Source organism: bacterium (Candidatus Blackallbacteria) CG13_big_fil_rev_8_21_14_2_50_49_14 (assembly GCA_002783405.1).
Lineage (GTDB): Bacteria > Cyanobacteriota > Sericytochromatia > UBA7694 > UBA7694.
Genome location: PFGG01000050.1, coordinates 1 through 23,108, shown reverse-complemented (window position 1 = coordinate 23,108; position 23,108 = coordinate 1). Strand labels below are relative to the sequence as shown.

The 23,108-nt window shown below is 47.1% G+C and carries 19 protein-coding genes; 8 read left to right on the top strand and 11 right to left on the bottom strand.

The window, feature by feature from the left end; all coding sequences use genetic code 11:
- The first annotated feature begins 56 nt into the window (after positions 1 to 56).
- The gene (locus COW20_11955) at positions 57 to 1,244 is read left to right on the top strand and encodes a hypothetical protein (GenBank protein PIW47594.1); all 1,188 of its coding nucleotides are present in this window, start codon (positions 57 to 59) and stop codon (positions 1,242 to 1,244) included.
- Positions 1,241 to 3,349 carry a hypothetical protein gene (locus COW20_11950; protein PIW47593.1) on the top strand — a complete coding sequence of 703 codons (2,109 nt, stop codon included), beginning with the start codon at positions 1,241 to 1,243 and terminating at the stop codon, positions 3,347 to 3,349. The genes COW20_11955 and COW20_11950 overlap by 4 nt, the downstream gene beginning before the upstream one ends.
- Positions 3,350 to 3,515: 166 nt before the next feature.
- On the opposite strand, the gene COW20_11945 is transcribed toward COW20_11950, so the two are convergent.
- The gene (locus COW20_11945) at positions 3,516 to 3,971 is read right to left on the bottom strand and encodes a hypothetical protein (protein ID PIW47592.1); all 456 of its coding nucleotides are present in this window, start codon (positions 3,969 to 3,971) and stop codon (positions 3,516 to 3,518) included.
- A 192-nt stretch (positions 3,972 to 4,163) separates the two neighbouring features.
- On the opposite strand from COW20_11945, the gene COW20_11940 reads away from it, so the two are divergent.
- Positions 4,164 to 4,394, top strand: coding sequence for a hypothetical protein (locus tag COW20_11940; GenBank protein PIW47591.1), 231 nt, complete (start codon positions 4,164 to 4,166; stop codon positions 4,392 to 4,394).
- Here COW20_11940 and COW20_11935 read toward each other — a convergent pair.
- The gene (locus COW20_11935) at positions 4,382 to 5,470 is read right to left on the bottom strand and encodes a hyaluronidase (GenBank protein PIW47590.1); all 1,089 of its coding nucleotides are present in this window, start codon (positions 5,468 to 5,470) and stop codon (positions 4,382 to 4,384) included. The two genes, COW20_11940 and COW20_11935, sit on opposite strands and share 13 nt — an antisense overlap.
- Before the next feature lie 5 nt (positions 5,471 to 5,475).
- Entirely contained in the window at positions 5,476 to 7,257 is a 1,782-nt protein-coding gene (gene typA, locus COW20_11930; GenBank protein ID PIW47657.1) for a translational GTPase TypA, read from the bottom strand.
- Positions 7,258 to 7,507: 250 nt separating this feature from the next.
- Between typA and COW20_11925 the strand changes: the two genes are divergently transcribed.
- Both COW20_11925 and COW20_11920 read left to right on the top strand, forming a co-directional pair.
- On the top strand, positions 7,508 to 10,015 hold the full coding sequence (locus COW20_11925; GenBank protein PIW47589.1) for a hypothetical protein: 2,508 nt from the start codon (positions 7,508 to 7,510) through the stop codon (positions 10,013 to 10,015).
- A 16-nt stretch (positions 10,016 to 10,031) separates the two neighbouring features.
- A complete protein-coding gene (locus COW20_11920) occupies positions 10,032 to 10,484 on the top strand; it encodes a hypothetical protein (GenBank protein PIW47588.1) in 453 nt (150 codons plus the stop codon).
- 182 nt (positions 10,485 to 10,666) lie between these two features.
- Here the strand turns inward: COW20_11920 and COW20_11915 are convergent, their stop codons facing one another.
- On the bottom strand, positions 10,667 to 12,208 hold the full coding sequence (locus tag COW20_11915; protein ID PIW47587.1) for an aldehyde dehydrogenase family protein: 1,542 nt from the start codon (positions 12,206 to 12,208) through the stop codon (positions 10,667 to 10,669).
- A 292-nt stretch (positions 12,209 to 12,500) separates the two neighbouring features.
- Complete coding sequence (locus COW20_11910) at positions 12,501 to 13,709, bottom strand: hypothetical protein (protein PIW47586.1); 1,209 nt, start codon at positions 13,707 to 13,709, stop codon at positions 12,501 to 12,503.
- Positions 13,710 to 13,788: 79 nt separating this feature from the next.
- Here COW20_11910 and COW20_11905 point away from each other — a divergent pair, with 79 nt between their 5' ends.
- Complete coding sequence (locus COW20_11905) at positions 13,789 to 14,676, top strand: hypothetical protein (GenBank protein PIW47585.1); 888 nt, start codon at positions 13,789 to 13,791, stop codon at positions 14,674 to 14,676.
- A 42-nt stretch (positions 14,677 to 14,718) separates the two neighbouring features.
- Here the strand turns inward: COW20_11905 and COW20_11900 are convergent, their stop codons facing one another.
- The 4 genes from COW20_11900 to COW20_11885 form a co-directional block, all read right to left on the bottom strand.
- The gene (locus tag COW20_11900) at positions 14,719 to 16,182 is read right to left on the bottom strand and encodes a hypothetical protein (protein PIW47584.1); all 1,464 of its coding nucleotides are present in this window, start codon (positions 16,180 to 16,182) and stop codon (positions 14,719 to 14,721) included.
- A gap of 155 nt (positions 16,183 to 16,337) precedes the next feature.
- Complete coding sequence (locus tag COW20_11895; GenBank protein PIW47583.1) at positions 16,338 to 17,744, bottom strand: hypothetical protein; 1,407 nt, start codon at positions 17,742 to 17,744, stop codon at positions 16,338 to 16,340.
- Between the two features lie 88 nt (positions 17,745 to 17,832).
- Positions 17,833 to 18,129: a hypothetical protein gene (locus COW20_11890; protein PIW47582.1), complete on the bottom strand. Its 297-nt coding sequence runs from the start codon at positions 18,127 to 18,129 to the stop codon at positions 17,833 to 17,835.
- Positions 18,130 to 18,249: 120 nt separating this feature from the next.
- Positions 18,250 to 20,010, bottom strand: a complete 1,761-nt coding sequence (locus COW20_11885) for a hypothetical protein (protein PIW47581.1) — start codon at positions 20,008 to 20,010, stop codon at positions 18,250 to 18,252.
- A gap of 392 nt (positions 20,011 to 20,402) precedes the next feature.
- On the opposite strand from COW20_11885, the gene COW20_11880 reads away from it, so the two are divergent.
- The gene (locus COW20_11880) at positions 20,403 to 21,287 is read left to right on the top strand and encodes a hypothetical protein (GenBank protein PIW47580.1); all 885 of its coding nucleotides are present in this window, start codon (positions 20,403 to 20,405) and stop codon (positions 21,285 to 21,287) included.
- Positions 21,288 to 21,491: 204 nt separating this feature from the next.
- Here COW20_11880 and COW20_11875 read toward each other — a convergent pair whose 3' ends face one another.
- Positions 21,492 to 22,079, bottom strand: coding sequence for a hypothetical protein (locus COW20_11875; GenBank protein PIW47579.1), 588 nt, complete (start codon positions 22,077 to 22,079; stop codon positions 21,492 to 21,494).
- Between the two features lie 83 nt (positions 22,080 to 22,162).
- Positions 22,163 to 22,684 carry a flagellar protein FlaR gene (locus COW20_11870; protein PIW47578.1) on the bottom strand — a complete coding sequence of 174 codons (522 nt, stop codon included), beginning with the start codon at positions 22,682 to 22,684 and terminating at the stop codon, positions 22,163 to 22,165.
- 174 nt (positions 22,685 to 22,858) lie between these two features.
- On the opposite strand from COW20_11870, the gene COW20_11865 reads away from it, so the two are divergent.
- On the top strand, positions 22,859 to 23,108 hold a 250-nt coding region (locus COW20_11865; protein PIW47577.1), incomplete at its 3' end, for a hypothetical protein.

Below are 23,108 nucleotides of genomic sequence, written 5' to 3'. Positions count from 1 at the left end.
TTTAAAAACAAATAGTTTATATTATAAAAACAAATTGTTTTTATTTGGATGGAAGTATGGGACGTAAACGAACCAAACAGATTGAGGCCACCCCCTTAAGTCAAAAATTGGCTGAATTGCGCACCAAACGAGGCTTCTCATTGGAAGAACTGGGGGCCCAGGTCGAAGTTTCAGCCACGTATATCCGAATGTTGGAAAGTGGGGAACGTCAACCCTCTCGGGAATTGGTGCTTAAGCTTGCAGCCCTTTTTTTCAGCCCTTATCAAACCCATCAAATTGATGAACTGCTGCTACTTGCAGGTTTTTCTCCCATTCACCAAGCGAATCTTTCACTGCTTAAAGATCTGCTTGAGCTAAAAGCTGAAGCCGCTGAATCTGAGCAGGATAATTTTCAAGCCTTTTCGACCTGGGTAATGGCTCTTTTGAAAAACAATCACCTGGAAGAAGCTCAGAAAGCACTGCAAATGGGATTTCAACGCTTCCAGGATCATCTTCAATTAAAAAGCCTTTTGGCCCTGCTGGAGTTGAGTCGGGGGAATTATCTCGAAGCCATAGAAGCCCAAAACCAGGCAATTGAGGCCTATCTCAGTCTGAAACCTGAAAATATCAAACTTTCAGATTTAAAACTCAATCTGGGGGAAATGTATTTTCTCAGGGCGGTTCACCAAGCCGAAATCCCTCAAGAAGACCGCACAGAAGCCTTAGGCAAAGCCTGTGAAATACTTCACGAAGCCAGCTCCCTGGCACCTGAAGATGTGTATATTCTCGACGAATTTGCCCGCTGCAGTTTTAATTGGGCGCAGTGTTTAGATGCCTCAGCGTCAAAACCAGTCTGGCAGCAAACCATTTCAGCTTTTCAATCGGTGATTCGGGCTGAAAACAAGCAGGATTTGGGGGGCATTGTCTTAAACGAAGCAGCGCTTTTTTTGGCTTTGGCCCTGGCCAAGACCGATGATTTTCAAGCCGCCTTCTCAACCCTCGATCTGGTCAGCATTTACCAACCTGAAAGCTGGCTTTTACACTATATCCGAGCCGTCTGCCTCTGTCTGAATTTTCAGCAGAAACAGGCACCCAAATTGCTCGCCCTCGCTTCATCGGCTTTGCAAAAAGCCCTGCTGGATACAGATCCAGGCAACCGCACCCTGAGTGAAGCGCAAGCAGACCCCGATCTGTCAGTTTTGATGGCCTATGATCCCGAGTTATTTCAAAAAATTCAAGAAAAAAGCGAGGAGCAAACACGATGAAATGGAAAATCTTTTGGGGCCTCACCCTGAGTTTGAGTCTCACCGCCTGTACACAATCTCTACATTCCCCAGTGATTGACTCCCCCCAAGTTGCAGCAATGAGTGCTCCCAGGCCAGGGAATATGAATAGTAATATTGCTCCTCTGCCCAAGGGAACCCGCCAGCCAGGCTCAGCGACCGATCCAAGCGCTCAAGGCCAGTCCCTTCAGCAAAATTTTTCAGGCGTATCTTCAGGCATTCTTCCGCGGGGGTGGCCAAATAGCTTGCTTCCTGCTTCTCCGCCTGCTTTACTGCCCCCCAGCCCAGGAAATGGTCAAGCCCCCCTTCCACAGCCCTTTCCCACTTCAGACATCTCCATCATTGAAAAAACCACCTTTCACGGCTCTATCAGCGATGCTTCGGGACTTCCGCTTGGCGGAATGGTTTATGCCCGCTCACTCAATCTTTCAGTACCCTATGAAGCGGCGACAAGTTTGGCAGGAGGCACCTATGCCATGAACAATGTTCCGCCAGGAATTGAAGTTGAAATCACGGCAGTATTGACTGATCACTCCATCTTGCGCAGGGTTGAAATTCCAAAGACGAATAAATTCGGCAATAGCGATATTAACCGCTATGATTTTCAGGTGGGCGTGACCCCAACGGCAACTCCTGCACCAGGTCAAACCCCCTACCCTATTCCAAGCCCGACGCCCACACCCTCCATGGCCCCCACCCCATTGCCCACACCACAGCCAGAGATAACCCCCTATCCCAGCCCAGAACCCACAGCAACGCCCTTTCCCCAGCAAACTCCGGCCCCCCTGGCAAACTCTGACTTTTTCTTTTTCAGTTATGATGACTCAGCCAGTACAGCTGGGGTAGAACTCAGCAAATATGCGCTCTCACATCAATATTTACCCAGTACAACCTTGCTGCGTCCTTGGGAATTCCTCAATTCAGCCCGGTTTGATTCTTCAGCCCAGGAATCTCACGGTTTGTTTAAAATTTCAATGGGCATTTGGAAATATCCTGCGGGCGAACAAACTGGGCTTGAAAACTATGAATTTGGGGCTCATGTTTCCTCTCCTCAGATCAGTCGGGCCCAACGTCGCAACCTGGTTTTAACTTTGGTGGTCGATGTCTCAGGTTCCATGCAAGAACCTTCTCAACCCGAAAAAGGTGTCAGCAAACTGTCCTTGGTTCAAGCCAGCTTAAAAGCTTTAAAAGCAAATCTAAAAGCAGGTGACATCATCAATTTGGTAAGTTTTTCAGACGCACCCCGTGTGCGCTTTGAAAATTATCAGCTGAATGGGTCAATCGATTATGAAAAAACCATCATGGACATGACCCCTGAAGGCGGAACCAATCTAGAGGCAGGCATGAAACAGGCCTATGCCCTTGCCAATAAATACTATGACCCCAACAAGATCAACCGCGTGATCATGCTGACCGATGCCTACGCCAATGCCGGTGATACGGATGTGAACCGGGTTTCCTACTATACCCGTATCAACAACGCTGAAGGAATTTACTTCTCTGGCTTGGGTTTTGGACAAAATTTTAATGAGGCTTTTCTCAATCAATTGACCGAAGCAGGAAAAGGTGCCTATTTCTCAATGATCACCCTCGGCGATGTGGAACGCGCCATGGGCGAACGCTTTATGGGACTGATCAATGTCGCTGCACGGGATGTACGCTTCCGGCTGGAGTATCCCAAAGCCTTGAAACGTGCGGTCAGTGCTGCTGAACAGTCTTCACAGGAAGCCGAAAAAGTTCAGACTTCTAATTTTTCTTTTAATACCTCGCAATTCTTTTTAGAACAAATGCAGGCTCCTGGGGACAGCACGATCCTGGAGCAAAAAATCAGGCTTTCAATCGCCTATACCGATCCTGTAAGCTATCAACCCAAATTGGTATGGGTTGAAAAAACAGTGGGCGAGCTAATCGGCAAGGATCTTGAAAATATCAAGGATGCGCATCTTGTCACCCTCTTGCCGAGGTTTTTGAAAAATGAGCTGAACAGCGCCCAAGTCAGTCAGGAATTGGCGCTGCTCGGAGAACGTAAGAGTGCGCTCGCTCAAGAGTATTTGGAACTCTTGAAGATTGCCCAAAAGCTGAAATAAAGCTCACTTCTATGCGGCAGATCTGTACTTTGTAACAGTTCTTCCGCGTTTGAAGCAGAAAATAAACTTCTCAGTTTATATACAGCTTAAATATCTTAATTTTCTAAATAAAATTAATATTTATCTACGCAACACAATAAATCAAGGGCCCGCAAGGGCTCTTGATTTATGAAGCTATAGCCTCAACCTGTAAAAAATGCTCCAGCCAAACAAAATCAACGCTGTCCCATTGATTGAAATGGGCTTCGCGTTCAGGGGAAACCCGATCAAAACCTGCCCCCGAGAAACAGCGTTGAGCAGCATCGTTTTGGGGAAAAATGCGTGCATATGCTGCCCGATAGGGAAAAGAGGCCTCTAATTCAGACACTTGCTTAAGCAAACTCTGAAGAAAGGCTTTTCCAACCCCTTTGCCACGATGCTCTGGGGCAACGATTAAGCGCATGATTTCAAGTTCCCCCAAATCGGGGTTCAACATCCACTCAGCGTAAACAACCGTTTCCCCCTGGATCTGTCCCAAAAACGCCTGGATATCTGGATCTATCTGCCAGGTCTGAAAGACCTCAGGTTCTAAGGGATAGGATTTGAGTCCTGACCAGAAAAAATTTTCCTGAAAATTGCCGATCTAGCTTAAGATCAGTTCAGCATCGGCATCCTCAAAAGCGCGTATTTCTAACATGGGTGCCCTTCCTTCTGCCTATGCGCAGCAATAAATCCCTTTCTCAGTATAATCACAATTCCAGCCACTCAAACACTGAATTGAGCCCTTGAATTTCAGCGTTTTGCGATTTGGATAGAAGAGATTCACGCCAAACTAATGCTAAATGCCAGCTCTGTCAAGTTTGGGCAAACTCCCCAAGGGTCTCTTGAAGAAATGCTCAATGTCGTTCGCTTTGGACAAGATATAGGTCACACAGGCCCTCTGATCCAATCACTGGTGGGGATCAATATAGCGAATGAAGCAGCTCAAGTCTATACTTCTCAAATTGAAAAGATCTACCAGAAAAATGTAGCGAAAACGATAAAACTGACCGGTTACTGGGTTTGAACCATTTCCTGGCTGATGCGGTACGCTCCATCCAGCCAACGCAGAATCTCGCGGGCCCCTGGGTGAGTTTGACCAGAATACCTTTCACGCAGCCAAGCGGCCTTTTCAGCCAGCCGATCCAGGCCAATATCCTGGAGAGTGAGTAAATCCTCATGCAGCAGGTCTCCCAATTCTGGGCCTAAAACCTGCCGGGCAGCGCGATGACCTGCAGCCCGGTATTCATAATTTTCGCCCTGCAAATAACTTTCTATCAGGCTCAAGGCGGGAATCCGGGTAAGTGTCGGCTGCAAGGCGGGGTTGATCCCGTGGGCAGAAATCTCATCGGCTATTTTAGCGGGGCGACCTGTAAAGCCGCGCAGATAGAGATATTGCGACATGCGCTGGCCATCATTGACAGGATAATTGTCCCAGAGAAAGGGTTTGCGGTTCAGCTCCTGGGCCACACGGCGCAAATGCCCCACTGAAAAAGCCCGTGAACAGACCTCTTCACCCGTCCAGAAAATTTCAATCGCAGGGTCAAGCCCCTGCCCCAAGCGGCTGAGATAGTCTGGGTCACGTTGGCCAAAGACCTTGTCGAGCACAGGATCATCGGAATAATAGCTGGGGCAAACCAAAATCCGATCGGCCTGGCTGCGTTCGGCAGCCCAATGAACGATTTCAATCTGCTTTTGCGCCAGTTGGGGAATATCTCCGCGCATATCGTCAAAGAGCAAGGCCAAATCGCGCACGCCCAGTCGATTAAAAGCTTCGAGTTTGGCTGCCAGCGCCTGCTGGGCCTCGGCATTAAAATCCAAATAGATTTCATAGGGGCTGAGCCCCATGCCAAAACGCACCCCCTGGGTTTGACAGGCCTGAGAAAACTTTTCAAGCGCAGCAAAGTGAGAGTCTGAAAAAGGACGTTGCCATTCCCGGCGCAAACCGGCATCGGCCTTGGGGGCATAGAGAAAAAAGCGGTAACCCGCCGCTGCCAGAAACGACATATTTTCATGGCGTTCCTGCCAGCTCCAGGGCGTGCCATAATAGCCTTCAATCAACCCGAGTTCGGGCAATCTGGCGGCACTCCCTGAGCTTGGCATGGGGCTTAGCGCTTGGGGTTCTTTTTACGGAAACGCATATGCTTGGGCGTGATTTCGATCAGCTCGTCGTCTTTGATATACGACATGGCTTCTTCCAAGCTCATATGGCGGGGGGGCTTGAGCGGAATCAGCTCATCGGCACCCGCAGAACGCATATTGGTTAATTTTTTGGTTTTGGTGACATTGACGGGCAATTCCTGGGGACGGTTGTGTTCCCCCACAATCATGCCTGTATAGACTTCGGTACCTGGGCCGATAAAGAAAAAGCCACGGTCTTCCAAACCTTGCAGGGCATAGGCTGAACAGGTGCCGGCTTCCATGGCCCAAATCGCGCCATTGCGGGTTTGCTCAAACTCCCCTTTGAAGGGTTTATAATCCTCAAAGGTACTGCTCATAATACCTTCACCTTTGGTAATGCGCATATATTCAGAAGCATAGCCAATCAAACCACGGGCAGGAATCGAGAAGGTCAAAACCGAACGGTTCTGCTCGCCACTTTCCATATGCACCATTTCGCCTTTGCGGCGACCCAAAGCTTCAATACAGGAACCCACGTATTCCGCAGGGGTGTCGAGAACCAGGGTTTCAAAGGGTTCGCAATTCTGACCATCAATTTCTTTAAAAATAACGCGGGGACGGCTGATCTGAAACTCAAAACCCTCACGACGCATGGTTTCAATCAAAATACCCAGGTGCAGCTCACCCCGGCCAGAAACATAGAAGAGATCTGTGGTATCGCCATCTTCGACCCGCAAACTGAGGTTGCTCAGCATTTCACGGTAGAGGCGGCGACGCAGGTGGCGAGAGGTGACAAACTCCCCTTCTTTGCCTGCAAAGGGGCTGTCGTTCACAGCAAAGGTCATTTGCAGGGTGGGCTCGTCTACTTTGATCGGCGGCAGGGGCATGGGGTTGTTGAGATCCACCAGGGTTTCACCAATATGCAATTCTCCCAAACCACTGAAAGCGATAATATCACCCGGAATGGCCTCTGTAATCTCATAGCGTTTCAGGCCTTTGAAGCGATAGAGCTTATTGACATTGACCTGGCGAATGCCATCTTCAAGGGTTGAAACCCCAATCCGATCATTCAAACGCAATTGGCCCTGAATCAGACGGCCAATGCCAATATGGCCCACGTACTCATCGTAATCAATATTGGCAACCTGCAGTTGCAAGGGCTCTTCAGGGTGCACCACAGGCGGGGGAACGTGCTCTACAATCACGTCATAGAGCTGTTGCATATCTGCACGGGGGTGTTCCAGGTCAACGGTGGCAGTGCCCTGAACGGCTGAGGCATAAATCAAGGGAAAATCACACTGCTCATCACTGGCACCCAATTCAATAAAGAGATCAAGCACTTCATCTACAACTTCAGTCGAACGGGCAAAGGGGCGGTCAATTTTATTCACGACCACAATCACCTTCAGGTTTTGGGCCAAGGCCTTGCGCAGCACAAAGCGGGTCTGGGGCATGGGGCCTTCAACAGAATCCACAATCAGCAGCGCACCATCGACCATGCCCAGCACGCGCTCAACTTCACCGCCAAAATCCGCGTGACCCGGGGTGTCTACAATATTGATACGGGTTTCGTAGTAATCAATCGCCGTGTTTTTGGCAAGAATGGTAATCCCGCGTTCACGCTCCAGGTCATTGGAGTCCATCACGCGTTCCTGCAGTTTTTCATGGGGTTGAAAAGTCCCGCTCTGACGAAGCAGGCAGTCTACAAGGGTGGTTTTGCCGTGGTCCACGTGGGCAATTACGGCAACATTTCGAATCGGTTGGGTCAGAACAGCAACGGTCATGGGGTTTCCTTTTTGATTTCCATTGGTATGCGCATGAAAAAAACAAGAGCAGCTTAAAATGGAGAAATTTTTCTTTGAAGGGTCATTATACCAATGCGCTGCGCCAGAATTAAAGGGGATAGCGCTTGAAATAAAATGATCTGAATCAAGCGATTCTTTGTTCTAAGCAGCGTGAATTCTTTTTTGAAAAAGTCTAAACTAAACTTAGCGCGTTCTGCATACAGAGGAGCAAAGCATGAGTTTAGAACTTGATCAGCGCCTTCATTTTTATGAGCCCCAACTGCGTGAAGGCTTGAATGCCCAAACCTTAGCCAAGCTACACCAAAGCAGCCTCGAGAATCAACCCCATGTGATTTTCGAAAACCATGAAAACCCCATTCCGCTTGAAGAGGTCATGGTTGATCCCCACCGCTATCAGGCTTCCAGTCAAGCACTTTTGAGTGTTCCCCTTCAAAATGGCAAAGCCTTGGTCATTCCACTTGAAAACCTGCAAAAAGAACATTTGCTTGAAAGTCTTGAAAAAGCACACCCACTGAACCCACGCCAGCAACATATTTTAATTGATGCAGCCGCTCCTTTACTCGACCAAATCCGGCATTCTTCTCAACCCAGCGAAGGCCTTGCCAAATTTGCCCCCGGCGCACCAGCCGATGCAAAACTGAATCCTGTGGATCAAAAATCGCATGATCTCTTGCGCCAAATCGGCAAAACAATCAATGAAGAAGTTAAAAATGGCCTCTTGCCCGCTGAAAATAAAAAATCTGAACTGCTGAAACGTTTTTTGCTTCAGTCGGCTCCTGCCTTTGCGCATTACAGTAAAAACAAGCAAGCTGCCCTGCTCAAGCTCTTGGCGGATATCCCCTTAAAAGAGTTGATCGCTGCAGATATTCAGGGCTTCGGGGGAGGAGCCGTAGGCGGAGGTGTGATCGGGGAAGGAAAAGAAGGCCATTATGTCAACAGCCTTTTGTCCTCTGTTGTGCAGTTGATCAACACCAACAGACTCAGCTATGGTGTTTACAAGGCCATAAAAGATCTAAAAAAAGCCCCACTCCACGCAGATTTACAGCCCCAAAGAATGGGACTTTTACGCAGTTCTCTACAGGATATCGCCTTTCCCCACCAGATCAATCAACATGCACGCGGCACCTGCGCTGCCACCAGCGCTCAAATTCTCTTGGCCCTTCAAGACCCTGGCAAATATTTAAATATCGTCAAAGCTTTGGCCAGCCCAGACGGCAAAGTGGATGATGGCAGTATTGAAAGAGAGCCTGGCACATTAACCGATGATCTGAGCGGACGCAGCATCAGCGGCAGACTGATTCAACCGGCCTTTATGGAGTATGCCAATAAGGAGCTGAACTATGACAATGCCACAGATAAACATTCTGATGCGCACAGCGGCTTATACTCCAGTGAGACAACCCGCCTGATTCAATACCTCTTTCCGCTTCGGGATTATCAGAACTATTCGATTTTTGAAGGCGAGCCCAAACCCACCCAAGCAGAAGTCTATGCCAAAGTGAAAGCCCATATCGATGCGGGAACTCCCCTTTCGGTCGGCCTGCGATGGGATGACGGTGGACACCGCGTGATTGTCAGCAAAATTGATGCAGCTGCCAAAACAGTCTATTTGCTTAATCCCTGGGGTGAATTGCAAAGCATGCCCCTGGATGAATTTAAGGATCGTCTGCGCAGCGCTTGCCTGCCCAAGGAATCCAACCAGCTCAAACCCGCACTTGAATTTCTGCCAGGTGCCATGGCCAAAACCGAGGCCTACCCAGAAATTGCAAGCTATCGCTATCGTACGCCCCTCGAACAAATGCAACGTGATCCCAAACTGAAGACAAGCTTTTCAGCTGCCCAGCAAACGGAGATCGGGGATGCGTTCAAGGATCTGAAACTGGGAACCTATGCTCTTGAATACTTACGCAATACCTGTAATAAACACCCTCTGAGTGCAGCCCAAGCAACAGAAATCACACAGCAGCTCAAGCGTTGCTCTTCAGCCTATGAAGCCTTTCAATTGCTGCGCCTGATTGAAAATGGCTATGATGCCGTCAAAAAAGGCAGCATCACGCAGACAACCCTGAGTCAGATTCTGAATGTCAGACCGGGCGCATTTTTGAACGCGGCAGAAAACAAAGCTTTGCTTGAAGCGCTCATCGCTGGGGACAAGGTCAAAATACAGTTAAAACTTGAAAATTCCGCCCTGGAACTGGCCCAAGTATATGTCAAACATGGCTATGAAACCCTGAGTGCCGACAAACAGGAAGCCTTCCGTACGGCGGCCTTAAAAGACGCAATGCGCTCCAACCCCCTGATTTCTGAAGAAATTAAAACCCTGCTGCTCAGTTTAAACCCCGAGAAACTGGAGAAAGCTGAAATGCTGAAACTGCTTCAAGCGCTGGCCTTGGGTCAACAGGATAAAATTGAAACGCAGATTCAAAACTTAATCAGCAAAGACAAAGCCACTTGGAGTGTTGAACAGGCGGCAGAAAAGCTTGAATCTCTGGCAAAAGCAGGTTGTTGGCAGGCATTTGACGCATTGTTTATTGATCTTGCTGTCAAATGGACCTGGGATTCAGATAATTTGGCAGAGTCCCTGGCAATACGTTTGAAAGCAATCATTGACAAGGTTCCGAAAGATACGCTCAAGGCCCTCTATAAGACCATGGATGATATGTACCAGGATGGAACCACCGTGATTGCTAAAAATATCTTGATGGGTGCCAAAAATTGGTAGAAAGAAGGCTGCTTCAATGAATATTTCTCCGCTCCCCCCCTCTGAGTCTCAGGCCCTGAACGCTCAGCACACATCGCCTGCTCACGCCCAAGCGACACCCGGCCAACTTGAGCATTTGCTAAATTCACTGCTGGCCCTGCCCGAAAATGAGAGAGGCTATGCGCTCAATCGGTTTCGAGACGGTTTAAACAGCTATTCGGGCCCAGCCCTGCAAGCTCTTGAAACGGAAATTGAATTGCGCTTGCAGAAAACCCCGCAAGCCACGAAGATTCCGGGAGCTGTTGTGCAGCCCGAACAGGAACTGCTTGAAAACCTACTGAGCAGTGTGATCTTTGCTCAGGATCAGCGTTCAGCACGTTTGAACGCTCCTCCAGCCCAAGGCCACGCCCTTTCAGTTTTTGAGCTGGAAACCCTCACTGCGCCGATTGCGAATCAAGAGGAAGAGGCAAGGGTCTGGGAGGAGCCATAGTTCAAGCCCCCCCCAAGGGTTCAGACTCAAAACCAAATCTTTGGGGAGCCAATCTGAGCCGGGGTATAAGGGGCTCTCGGATTGGCTATCAATTCTCAGCAAACGCCAGGTGTGTCTTTCTGTTTAGCCTGGGCAACAAAACAGGGCCCTCCGAAGAGGACCCTGTTGAAACGCAATCGAACTTAGATATCAAATTTGATCCCTTGGGCCAGGGGCAAATCGGAACCATAGTTAATCGTATTGGTCTGACGACGCATATAGGCTTTCCAGGCATCAGAACCCGATTCACGGCCTCCGCCCGTTTCTTTTTCACCGCCAAAGGCACCACCAATTTCGGCACCCGAGGTTCCAATATTGACATTGGCAATGCCACAATCAGAACCCATACAGCTCAGGAAGCGCTCAGATTCACGCATATTGGTGGTGAATATGGCAGAAGAAAGTCCTTGTTTGACCTGATTCTGAATCGCAATTGCTTCGGTTACATCGCCTGAATAGCGGGTAAGATAGAGAATCGGGGCAAAGGTTTCATTCTGCACGATCTCCATTTCAGGTTTGACTTCTGCCACGGCAGGCATGACATAGCAACCACTTTCAAAGCCTGGGCCTTCAAGACGCTGCCCGCCATAGACCACTTCTCCACCTTGAGCTTTAACCGCCTGCAGGGCCTTTTGCATGATTTCAACGGCATCCTGATCGATCAAGGGGCCAACATGGTTGTCTTGATCGAGCGGATTGCCAATTTTCAAACCTTGGTAGGCATTGAGAATAATCTCTTTGACCTTGGCATAAATGGAGTCATGAATAATCAGACGGCGGGTCGAGGTGCAGCGTTGACCACAGGTGCCCACTGCACCAAAGACAATTGCAGGCAAGGCCATTTTCAAATCCGCGTCGGGGGTCAGGATAATCGCATTGTTGCCGCCCAGTTCAAGAATCGCTTTGCCCAAACGGCCCCCCACAACTTCGCCTACACGTTTGCCCATGCGGGTGGAACCGGTTGCCGAAATCAAAGCCACGCGGGGGTCGGCAATCAGGGTTTCACCAATCGGATGAACATCTCCCACAATCAGATTCATGACACCTTCAGGCACATGATTGTCTTTTAAGACTTTGGCCATAATATGAAAGCAAGCGACTGCCGTTAAGGGGGTTTTTTCAGAGGGTTTCCAAATACTAACATCGCCACAGACAGCTGCGATCATTGAATTCCAGGCCCAAACAGCGACAGGAAAATTAAAGGCTGAAATGATGCCCACCACCCCCAGCGGATGCCATTGTTCATACATGCGGTGATTGGGGCGCTCAGAATGCATGGTCAAACCATAGAGCTGACGTGAAAGACCGACTGCAAAATCGCAGATATCAATCATTTCCTGAACTTCGCCCAGGCCCTCTTGGTAGGATTTTCCCATTTCATAGGAAACCAACATGCCCAGGTCTTCTTTGGCTTCACGCAGAGCATTGCCAATCTGGCGTACGATTTCGCCCCGCTTGGGGGCAGGCATACTGGCCCAAGGCCCCTTGGCTTTTTCTGCGGTTTGGATCAGGGTTTCATAATCTGATGGGCTGGCCTTGCCAATATTGCCAATCACCTTGGCATCGACTGGAGAAACCGATTCAATCTGAGACTCAGTATTGCCAAACCAGTTCAAACCTGTCGAACAGGGGGAAGATAATTTTTCGATTCCAAGAGAGGTCAATAATTCTTGAATATTTTGCATCGCAAGCTCCTTGGCAAGTGAATCGATCACTTGCCTTACGTTGATTTAATTTAAATTTTACCATTTTCCAGGCCCTGAAGGAGAGAGGAATCAGTCCCCACTGCCTGCGGTGGGCTCAGGCTGGAATTCGCTCTTCAGACGGGGTCTTCAGTGTGTTTTGAACCCAATTATAGCGATTTGGGAAAACAGCCCGCTCAAGCATAGACCAGAAACATATCGCAAACCCGATTCGCCAAATATCAAAGGCCTTTCCCTTTCACAGTAAAGCGATTGGCTAAGTGACTTTCTGCGTTTACTGCGCGATTTTTGATCCAAGCGATTCATTTTTAATTCCTGAAAATTCTGAAATTCGCATCGGGTCTGGCAAGGCCTTGAACTGCTCAAGCACCTGACCAAAGCCAAAATCGTATTTGGTCAACCCAGGATTGAGATGTTTTGAAAAACGGGCAAAATTGACTTTGTTCCATTCAGCTTTGCCCAGGGTACTGGTATAGGCATGCACGTTTTCACGGGTAAAAACATAAAAACAGAGGCGCATGGTGGTTGACTCTTCAGCGAAATCAATTCCGTGCAGAAAATCATGCAGCAACACCATTGAAAAGGCTGAAAGCAAAAATGGCCCACCCACCGTGACCTGGATTCGATCCGTTTCGACATCAAACCCTGCCGGCGGTGTTGAACCCGACCCGCCAATGATCGCCTGGGGATAAGCAGGATGCTTTGCCCGGTAGTCTTTAACCGCCTGATACACCCCTTGGGGCATGGTATCATTGCCTGTCCAATAGGTGGAAAGTTCTGGGTAGTCTTGAAGCAGACGTTGGGTTTTGCGATAGGCCACTGCCTTCTTCCAATAGCCAGCTACAATTTGATGCAGGAGAACTTCGCGATATTCCTGCAAGGCAATGTGCATGCCCAAAACGCGTTCTGTTGAACTGCCTTCAACCATATTGCCCGCCACAACGGCCATCTGAATTTGCTGGTGCTTGTCTAAACGGTGCTTTTGATGCGCCAAACGGACAAGCACCTTGGTTTGCTCAAAGCCCCCATCCTGGTTATCAGGCAAAAATTCGCCAATCCAATACTTGAATTTGGAACGGGGAACCCCATATTTTTCAAGCTCAGCATCGGTATAGCCTTCTTCAACCATCAGTGAATAGACCTTGGCTTTTTCAGCCAAAGCCATGATCTCACCGGCTGTGCCATCAAAGTTTTTATACACCATGGCATCAATTTTGGGGCCCGGACGACTGAGAACGGCTTTGACATCAGCCAGTTGCCTCTCAGGTTTGTTCATGGCGGGGTGCCACTCCAAATCCATGCCCAGATCTTCACAGGCAGCTTTGGCGATATTGGCATAGAGCGTCCAAAATTCATCATTGCGCGGGGTAAACAAGGCAATTCTGAAGCGTTTTTCCTGAGTTTGCCCAGGCGCTTGGCTGCTGCCCAAAATAAGACAGGCGCAGAATAGAGCCATACCGATTTTTTTAAGCGGTCTGTTCATCAGTGACCTTTGCAGGAAGAAAGTATGCGATAGATTCCATCATACCCATTTTTCCTTATAATAGGGGAGGTACAAAAAGATGTCAAATAAGTTTCTATCTCTCAAATCCTGGCAGAGCATGGCCCTGGGGCTGCTCTGTCTTTTCCTGGCTGCACAGGGGTGCAGCCCTGCTAAATCAGGAAAACTGGCAGCGGCTTTCGCCAAAGAGGGAAATTGGGATATCTTTGTGCGCGAAAATCCTGAGGGGCCCTGGGTCAATCTCACCAAATATCCCTCAATCGAACGCCAACCCCAGTGGTCCCCCGATGGCGAAGAACTTGTCTTTATTTCCACCCGCGAATTCAATGACGAAATTTACCGCATGAAAGCCGATGGCAGCAATCTGATTCGTCTGACCCATGACCCCTATCCCGACAAACATCCTCGCTGGTCACCCAATGGCAAGGAGATTCTGTTTGTTTCTGAGCGAGTCGATAAAAATGAAGAACTCTATCTCATGAACAAAGAGGGCAAAGACCTTCGCCGCCTGACCCACTCCCCGAGCATGGATACCGAACCAGATTGGGCCCCCGATGGGAAATCAATTGTGTTTATTTCAGACAAAGCGGGCAACGACGATCTTTACCTCTTGGATCTAAAAAGCAAAGCTTGGAAGCGTTTGAGCCCCAACCCAGGAGCTGAACGCACCCCCAAATTTTCCCCCGATGGCAAAGCCATCGTCTTTGTCTCTGACCGCAGCGGCAACAATGAACTCTACCTGTTTGAATTGGAGACGCAAAAAACCACCCGTCTAACCGAAAACAAAGCTTGGGATGGCGTTCCCAGCTGGGTTTCCAATCAGAAAATTCTCTTTTCTTCCAACCGTGACGGTTCTTTTGAACTCTATAGCCTGGATCTGAAAAGCCATGAAACCAAACAGGAAACACATGAAAAAAATTACCTGCTTGAATCAGATCTTCAACGCTAGTCTCAGCTTCTCAAGCTTGCTATTTTTGCAAGGCCAGCAAAGCTAACCCTGGCTGACCGCCAAGAGATAGGAAAGCTTTTCAGGTTGCAAGGAAATCACCGCGCCATTTTGCAGCAAGAGATCACGCGGCAGCTCTTGGGGGGCCTGCACTTTTGACATGATGCGGTTGAGATAGAGAAAGAGACGGCCCACAGGTACGTTTAAGCTGAAAAATGCGGGTGCCCAATAGGTTTCCTGTTGAAAAATCCCGCTTTGAATCTGCATCATTTCGTTGAGGGCATCGCGACCTACCTGCTTATCATAAACAGCGTGCTGAATTACGCCCTCAGCCATAAAGATCTGGCCGGTCTGACCTGTGAGAAAATCTGTGATTTCGAGCAGGCGGGGCTGTTTGAAATAGACAAAGGTTTCAAGCACCCCCAAAAGCGAGAGATTATACATCCGTCCCTGAAATTGCTGGTTGAGAAAATTGTGGTGGATCAAATCGCCAAGTTCTTTGAACTGCAGATTTTTTCTAAAAAAGCGGTGCACATGCTCCCGTTTCAAACATTCATGCAGAGGGGCTGAAAATTGGGAGCCCATTAAAAAGACATTCATGGCCACCCGTTCATGACGCAGCGTTTCTAAAAAGGCTTGGGCATCAAAGTTTGGCAAATCCAAGTCAATAATCAACAAATCTGCTTTGGTTTTAAGTTGATTCAACGCTGTTTCAGGATGATCGGTATAGAGCAGCTCCATTTCAGCTTCTGGATAGGTTGCACTCAAATAATCCCCCAAACTGAGGTCATCAGAAAGCACTGTACAATAGGTGGTCGGCATTTTCACGCCCCCCTCGTCTACCCGCAGCGAGGATTTGGACATGAGCTGATTCAAACTGGCCCCAATCGTCTGGGGGACTTCAGCTTTCTGTTTGAGTTCCTCAAAACGCCCAGATTTCATGCGGATAATTTCAAAGAAGGCTTCTTCCCCGGTTTGCTCTCCCAAACAGGCATGGTTGACCCTTCCCAATTGAAAGGTGAGTTCAGCCTTGGCATCGGTTTGGGGGCTGCGAATGCTCAAACGTCTTGAGGTCTGCGCCTGGGAGGCCAAGTGTACCAATTCAAACAAGCTGACCTGCTCAAACAGACTGGTGGTTCCTCTGGGAAATTTCAGCATGGTTTGCAGGCGGTTGCGAATGGCCTGAAGATTTAAATTATCGCGTGAAACCACAGAGGCCCGTTGCGAACGTAAGATTTGAATCAAATCTGTATCATGGGGATCGCAAATCAACATGGGATGCAAATGGGAATGGCGTTGATTCAGCCAGAGTAAGAGATCCAAGCCCGAAGCCTGATCCAAATCCAATTCAAAGATCACGGCTTGCAAAGGCAATTTTTCAATGATCGGCACCGCATCACGGGCATTTTCAGCCGTATAGACAATTAAATTCTCAGACGAAAGATAGCGGGCGATCATTTCACGGGTACTGTAGACAGGGGAAATGACAAGTACTGAATAGATTTGCATCGGTTTAACCTCAGTTGGCTGTTCGCCCCTTCAGATTAGCACTTTGCCCCCCAAAATTAAAGCAGTAAAACGAAAGATCCAAAGCATTCACAAACCCATCTTGCTTTTCTAGAAGTCAAAGCTAGCCCATGAGACAATATCCCGACAGAACAAAATCAGCGTGACGAGGATTTTGAAACCAGATTTTTTCCCCACGGCACTTGGTAGCGTTCAATCTGACTGGCCCAAGCTTCTCCCTTTTCAAAACCTGCATGCGAATCGCGCTTGATCAAAATTTGGGTATCGGTGAGGTGGGCCAGGGCTTCTTCTACCATGGGCAAGAAACAGTCTGGATTTTGAGCGACAAAAGCACGGGGATGGGGGTAGCCTTGACCTGAGTCTTGAGAGGCTACTTCAATCAGCCGGGCATAGGCTTGAAACAGGGGGTCAAAAAGTGATTTTAAAAGGGCCAATTCCTGTTCATTTTGCAAAGGTTCTGCCACCTGGCGATAGCGCTCTGAAAAGCAATGGCTATGCACATGGTGCTGAACAATTGGATGGTGCGGGTAAAGTGCCAGCAAATCAGGGTAAAACAAATGCAACCACTGGCAGCGCAGGGTATACTCAGTTTTTAACGCCACCTGAGAAACATCGCTGAGTGGGCTTTCAATGACCGTTCCTCCCCGCGCTTGAATAGCTGAAATCAGGCTTTGCAGACTGATTCCCAATTCTGGATGGTGGTGCAAAAATGCGCGCAAATGGTAGGTTGAAACAACATAGTGCCTTTGCAATTCCTGCATTACGGCATAACTGACAGCAGGCACATCACTGTCTGGCCCCATTTGAATCGGTTCACCGCAGACCATATGCACCCTGCCAATCTGAATCTGCCCCTGGATTAATTTTTGAAACCATTTCAGCAAGGGGCCCATGCGCATTAAAGGCTTGGGGCCGCCCTGCAGCTCTTTCATCAGGGCTTCTTCTTCAGGAATGCGGTCATAGCTGATGGTGATCGGCAAAAGCGTACAGGAAACACCCGTGGCCTGCAGCGCACGCAACAAGCCCCGCTTGGGTGGCAAACACTGCCTTGCCCGGCTGCGGGTGCCTTCGATAAAAATTTCAAGGGTTTGTTTTGAGCTTACCAATTGTCTGAGTTGGGCATTCAATTCGGGATCGGCTTTGCCTTGGCCCCGCTTGATATAAAAGGCATAGGCCTGCTTCAGCAGCCAGCCCAGAAAAGGCAATTGCCCCAATTGCAAATCGGCGGCGATATAGGGAATTGAAATTTTCAGTTCAGGGTGCGCATAACAGAGATAGGAACAGACCAAAAAGTCCATCATGCTGCGGTGGGTCGGTGCCAGCACCACCAGCTGCTCATCGTCAATCTTGGCCATGGCCGCTTGAAAACTGGGCTTGTCAAAGGTAATGCTGGAACAGCCTCTGCGGAAAGCTTTGCGAAGCACAAAGCCCAAAAGGCGAATTGCCCAGTTGCCATGGGGCCCCTGGCGCGCCCACTGTAAATCGGTAAGGGAATCTTGGTATTCAGAACCCGCTAAAATCAGTTCACGATCATTTTGCAGCATAAATCTCTATCAGCATCCTGAGGGCTAAGTTATCTGCTGAGGGCATTCATCAGGCTCAGCAGGCTCAGTGAGCTTTCCTCATTTTTGATCAAGGCAGGGAATGGATCTCTTTGTATAAATATAGCATTGATTCTCTGCCCGTGTTGAAAAAATTAAATTGAAAACCCAAGTATACTGCTCCCCCAAAATCGGACAGCGATAACGTGATTTTAAGTTCCTGATCTGAGAGAATAAGACTCAGATGCACTCTCAAGGTGAACTGGGCGGAAAAAAATGGAGCGAGCATCGCTACGAAGACCTGTATCTCAAAGACTACCAAAATGTATTGGAATTGCAGGTTGGAATCAAGCTCTACGTCTAGTTTTACAACCAGAGGAGGTATCACCAAACTTTAGCAGATAAAACACCCGATCAGGTTTTTTATGCAGACTCTAACACGTTTTCAGGCCAGGGAGTTCATGTTGCGTGATTTAGCTATCTTGACGAAGGGGCGCACTGTACCCGCTTAAAAGTCTGGAAGAGGTTCACTGAATAAGTCCTGGAAAGCTTGATAGGTATGGGGAAAGTTCACTTGATTTGCCTGAGTCTGAGAATTGTCAGGGTCAAGAAACAGATGATACAAAGAAGTTTCCATTTTTAAGCCTTCATTTTGTGGAGAAACCAAGTCGCGTTTTTTCAGGGCTTGATAAGCTTTATTAAAAGCTAATTTACTCATTCCAAAAGCATCCTGAATGCTTTGTGGGTCCATACTCGTCAAGGGGCGCAGGCCACCTGAATGATGGGTTATAAACAAAACCTTATCCATATCAGAGATCGTGGCACCCTTGGGCAACAAGGCCATGATCTCATCCACACTGGAATGGGCATTGATCGTTGTAGAGACCAGGGAAGGCTTGGCAACTCCAGGCAAGTGCTCAGGGATCGCGGGTGGACGCAAGGTTGCGTTCCAGATCTGGAACCAACTGCTCAGATCCAAGTCATCCGCATAATGGATAATGGTTGAAATAATGCGATCTGTGTGGCGCATTTCCCGGCCCAGAGCCAGTTTTTGATGGACACTCATATTCGATGTATCCAGTCCTGATCGGCCCGCAGCCATGTCCAAAACTTGAAAAAGAACATAGCTGACCTGATCCCAATGGTGATCATGCATTTGGCTGACCCCACTATCCACCTGAGGCTTGAGACTCAAAAGCTTGAGTCCTTCCTCCATGGCACCAGGACAATGCCTGGTCAACTCGATAAACTTAACCCCTCTGAGTTCATGTGAACCAGGGCCAATATGGGATTCCAAGGTTCGCACAAAACGATCCAACATTCGCAAAGCCATTGCATTGGGATCTCCATGATAAGGAAGAACGGTCGTCTCCAGGTTGGCAACTTGGTATTGGGGCTCTCTGGCCAAAAGGTGAGGCATCACTCCCCGAACCCCTGTGGCAAAGACATCCAGATGACCCGCAACTGTCAAGGCATCAAACAGATCCTGAGCCACCTTTTTAATACTTTGATCTCCTGTCTTTGTCCGCGTAATCGCTGTCTTGATTTTGTCTTGTAACAAATCTACAGGGTGCAAACCCAAGAGACCTGTATCCCCTAATGGAACAGGAAGTTCGTGGGCAAAGCCCTGATGAACAGTAAGGCTGACTTCAACCCCATAGATACTGGGGTTCTTAATCGTCAAGGCATCCTCCCCATTAAAATGAAACTGCCCACCAGAGAGCCCGTGCAGAGCAGTGACACTCTTTTCTAAGTTTTTGATCATTTCAGGGGATAAATGTTTTGCATCGGGAGAAGCTAATATTTCGCTGGCCTCGCGGATTAAATCTGGGTGAAGAGCAATCCCCTTGATCGCCTTGTTCAGCCCATCGATCAATTTCTTTCCGCCACTGCAATTAAAATGGGGAATACTGGATGAGCCATCAATCCGAAAGTCCATATCCTGAATAGGGCGGGAGGTTGTGGGAAAATGTAAGTTAATTGCTGCGCCACCCGCCAGATAGGCAGGCTGAGGGCACAGATGCCTGACCCTATCTGAAAACTGAAGCCCAACAGAGATCTGAATATCTTTAAATAATGCTTCGGCTTTCTGATTGATCGGGTGAACAAAGGGAACAATTTCAAGATTCGAAGGCATTTTGTGAACAAGATCCAAAGAAAGATGAGAACTCTCCCCACTCTCGAGAGAGGGGAGGAGGATGGGCAATTGGATAGCCATTCCACTGTGCGAAGCACTGAACAGATTGGAAGACGAAAATATGTGTTGCATATCGGATTCCTGGCGAATTAGGCGAGCAGCTTTGTCCGGAGAAGTGCTTCCCAGTCGTTCCATTTCACTCCATGGCCGATCAGTCAGAGCCAGGGGGGGAGTAGGGTTCACTCTTGGCTGTTGTGAGTGCTGAGGTATTGCGTTGGAATGCAACAGAAGTGTTGTTGTGTCTGGTTTTACCTGCATATGAGATGAGACCTCTTTATTGTAATGTATCAGCACAAAGAAATTAAACTCAGAACAATTGTAGACTTATAGTACAATAAGGTAAATCAAATAGATACAGCTAAGAGCAAAGAAATAACCTTCTCCATAGATTGTCTGATTTCTGAAATTACCTAGATTTTCAGACCCATGGTAGCACCTATTCAGACTCGGAGCCAGATAAAAAAATGATTGACTTTAAAAGTTTAGCAGCAGTCAAAACCCAACTCAAAAATCCTACAGAACAGAGACAACAAGAGTCCAGAAAACATTACCAGTTTGCCCTTGATTTTCTGGAAAAATACCGCCAAAATTTGGAGCAAGAAACGCTAAAGAAGGCAATTCAAGAACTGGTAACAACGCTAAAATATGATAAAAATCAAGCGGAACCCTATTTATTGCTATCCTACCTCTATTTTGCCTTGGAACAACCTCAGTTAGCAGTCAAATACCTAAAAAAAGGCCAAGAACTGTCACCCCATTCTACCTTTGCCCAGGATCTCCAGTTTTTTTTAGACAAGGGCAAACCCCTTCCCTACCTACCTAAAAAAAAGCCGGAGCCCCTGACCTATGATCCAGAGGTTCTCTATAGCCAAATGGAATGGCTTTTGCAACAGATTAAGAGCCAAATGACTGAATATGCAATTGTCGCTGATCTGGAAAAGTTGGAAACACAGCTGGCAAAGCTTGAAACTGCAATACCGTCCTGGTTATCGGCATGTCATCTCATTCAGCAAAAGCTGGAACAGCTTGATCGGCATTTTGATATCAATCCATTTTTTGAAGACACCCAAGCCATTGAAGCCTACTATATACAGCTATCACAGAGTGAGATTCAGCTACGATCTGGGCTAAAAATTCACCAACAAATAGGAAACATCTTCAACGAAATTTCTACAAATAAAGCCCATCTTGAGGATCTGGATCTAGAGCATCTTTTGGATCGCTGTGATCTGATAGCCGATCAACTTGATGATCTTGATTCCCACAATGAACTATATCGCCTGCTAGAAGCTAAATACCATCAGATGATTCAGTGTGTCGAAGAAAGCCAAGATCTACTCAATGCGTGAACCGTTTTGCCAGTATACCAAGAGCATTCTTCCCCCCCAAATAGGACAAAGTCTTAAAATAAACTAGCAACAAAATAGTGCAAGGGAAAGACTTCCTGCAGATTCTGAACGAAAGAATGCTGTATGAAATCCGTTTTCTCGGAGTTAAAGGCCCAGAAATTATCTTAACTTTGTCCAAATTTTCAACTAAATATTGGATTTACCTCATATCACTTTTTCATATACATGATATTCATTATTTTCAACAAAGACTAGATTCTTATTGTAGTTCTTTTTTAATCTTTGATTTATTTCATCTTTTTCAAAAATATACTTCTTTCCTTTTTTATGAATAAAACCAATAGATTTAATTTTAGCTTGCGAGGTTAACAAACTTGCCTCTTGAGGTAATGGCAAATAAAGCAGTAAACCTTTAGATTTTACGATTTTGAGTGCAGCATTTAATGAATTAGGTGAATTTATAGCCAATACTAAGTCATATTCTGATCTTGAAAACAATTCACCTTGATTATAGTCATCGTCTATGAAATGAATGTAGGGTTTCAATTTATATTGTTTTCGAGTATTTATGTATGAAACTAATTCATTCTTTTCCTTAAAAAAGCATTTTGTTAAATCACTCTTATCTATGTAAGTTACATTTTGAAATACAAAAGAAGGAGTAATATGGATTGAAGAACCAATATATGCAACGGTATTTATTTCAAATGTACTTTTTAAGCACTCAAATAAGCCAAGTCGCTCAAATGAATGAACTGCATATATCTTTTCATATTCAAATTTTACATCCATAATAAAATTTAACACTTCAGTCAAAGAATAATACGGTATCAATTGAATGTCCTTTGCATAATTATTACACAAAATGCGACTTACTATTCACAATAGTGGGCATAAAATTTCTGCCAGTCCTGCTTGGATTTGATATGAAAACATTGGGTGCTTGGAGGCAAAGCTTGAATTTTTTCTCTGAACCAGGGCCTGTATTCTTTGTGAACTCTCCAAATCGCACGAAACAGCTTCCAGGTATATTGCAGTGAAAATTCAGGACAGTTTTCGGGCAACTCCTCGCGAACTTTTTTAAACGATCCCATTTGACGCTTAAAAGCCCACCCATAGTGTCTCCAGAGCGGAAAATCCACAAACACAATCGTGTCCGCCCCATTAAATCGACGCTCGATCACTTCTTTTGTACCAAAACCGTCAATAATCCAGGCATTCGTTTGCGCAATCTGATCCAATTTTTGCGAAGTTTCAACTTGGGGAGTCACCTTCCAACCTGGCTGAAATTGAAGTGAATCGACATGGTAAACAGGCAGCCCTAAGGCGGCACCTAAGCCACGACTTAAGGTGGTTTTTCCGCCTCCACCATTCCCAACAATTGCAATTCGCTTCATCACATGCTTTCTTTTAAATCGAATCGTATTTTCATCCTTCAATGCCTTTTTATATCTTTTGCTATTGTTGACATTACTTCAAACATTGGAAAATACACTGTAGTTTCGGAGATTTTGAAATTCCAAAGAAGAGGGCGTACTCTGTAAAGTGACTAAACCTTTGGAGAACGCCCAATGGAAATTATACCCGAATTTTTAAATCAGTTTGCTGGAAATTTCACACGTCCTGCTTTCAAGTATTTTGTACGCTTGATGAAAGGATTTTTAGAAGTGCCTGGGCCAAAAGCCATAACAGAGCTGATTCGTAAGAAACCACCCCAAGAGCATTTTAGCTCTATTTACGATTTTCTGAACCGTTATGCTTGGCTTTCTCAAGACCTGGCAGACACACTTTTGAATTGGCTTTTGACAAAAGTTCAACCTG

Excerpts from the sequence above, each read along its gene's own strand:
- COW20_11915 (PIW47587.1), bottom strand. The coding sequence starts at position 12,208 with ATGCAAAATATTCAAGAATTATTGACCTCTCTTGGAATCGAAAAATTA.
- COW20_11935 (PIW47590.1), bottom strand. The coding sequence starts at position 5,470 with ATGCCAAGCTCAGGGAGTGCCGCCAGATTGCCCGAACTCGGGTTGATT.
- COW20_11910 (PIW47586.1), bottom strand. The coding sequence starts at position 13,709 with ATGAACAGACCGCTTAAAAAAATCGGTATGGCTCTATTCTGCGCCTGT.
- COW20_11885 (PIW47581.1), bottom strand. The coding sequence starts at position 20,010 with ATGCAACACATATTTTCGTCTTCCAATCTGTTCAGTGCTTCGCACAGT.
- COW20_11905 (PIW47585.1), top strand. The coding sequence starts at position 13,789 with ATGTCAAATAAGTTTCTATCTCTCAAATCCTGGCAGAGCATGGCCCTG.
- COW20_11880 (PIW47580.1), top strand. The coding sequence starts at position 20,403 with ATGATTGACTTTAAAAGTTTAGCAGCAGTCAAAACCCAACTCAAAAAT.
- COW20_11895 (PIW47583.1), bottom strand. The coding sequence starts at position 17,744 with ATGCTGCAAAATGATCGTGAACTGATTTTAGCGGGTTCTGAATACCAA.
- COW20_11875 (PIW47579.1), bottom strand. The coding sequence starts at position 22,079 with ATGGATGTAAAATTTGAATATGAAAAGATATATGCAGTTCATTCATTT.
- COW20_11950 (PIW47593.1), top strand. The coding sequence starts at position 1,241 with ATGAAATGGAAAATCTTTTGGGGCCTCACCCTGAGTTTGAGTCTCACC.
- COW20_11940 (PIW47591.1), top strand. The coding sequence starts at position 4,164 with ATGCTAAATGCCAGCTCTGTCAAGTTTGGGCAAACTCCCCAAGGGTCT.
- COW20_11870 (PIW47578.1), bottom strand. The coding sequence starts at position 22,684 with ATGAAGCGAATTGCAATTGTTGGGAATGGTGGAGGCGGAAAAACCACC.
- COW20_11900 (PIW47584.1), bottom strand. The coding sequence starts at position 16,182 with ATGCAAATCTATTCAGTACTTGTCATTTCCCCTGTCTACAGTACCCGT.
- COW20_11925 (PIW47589.1), top strand. The coding sequence starts at position 7,508 with ATGAGTTTAGAACTTGATCAGCGCCTTCATTTTTATGAGCCCCAACTG.
- COW20_11920 (PIW47588.1), top strand. The coding sequence starts at position 10,032 with ATGAATATTTCTCCGCTCCCCCCCTCTGAGTCTCAGGCCCTGAACGCT.
- COW20_11955 (PIW47594.1), top strand. The coding sequence starts at position 57 with ATGGGACGTAAACGAACCAAACAGATTGAGGCCACCCCCTTAAGTCAA.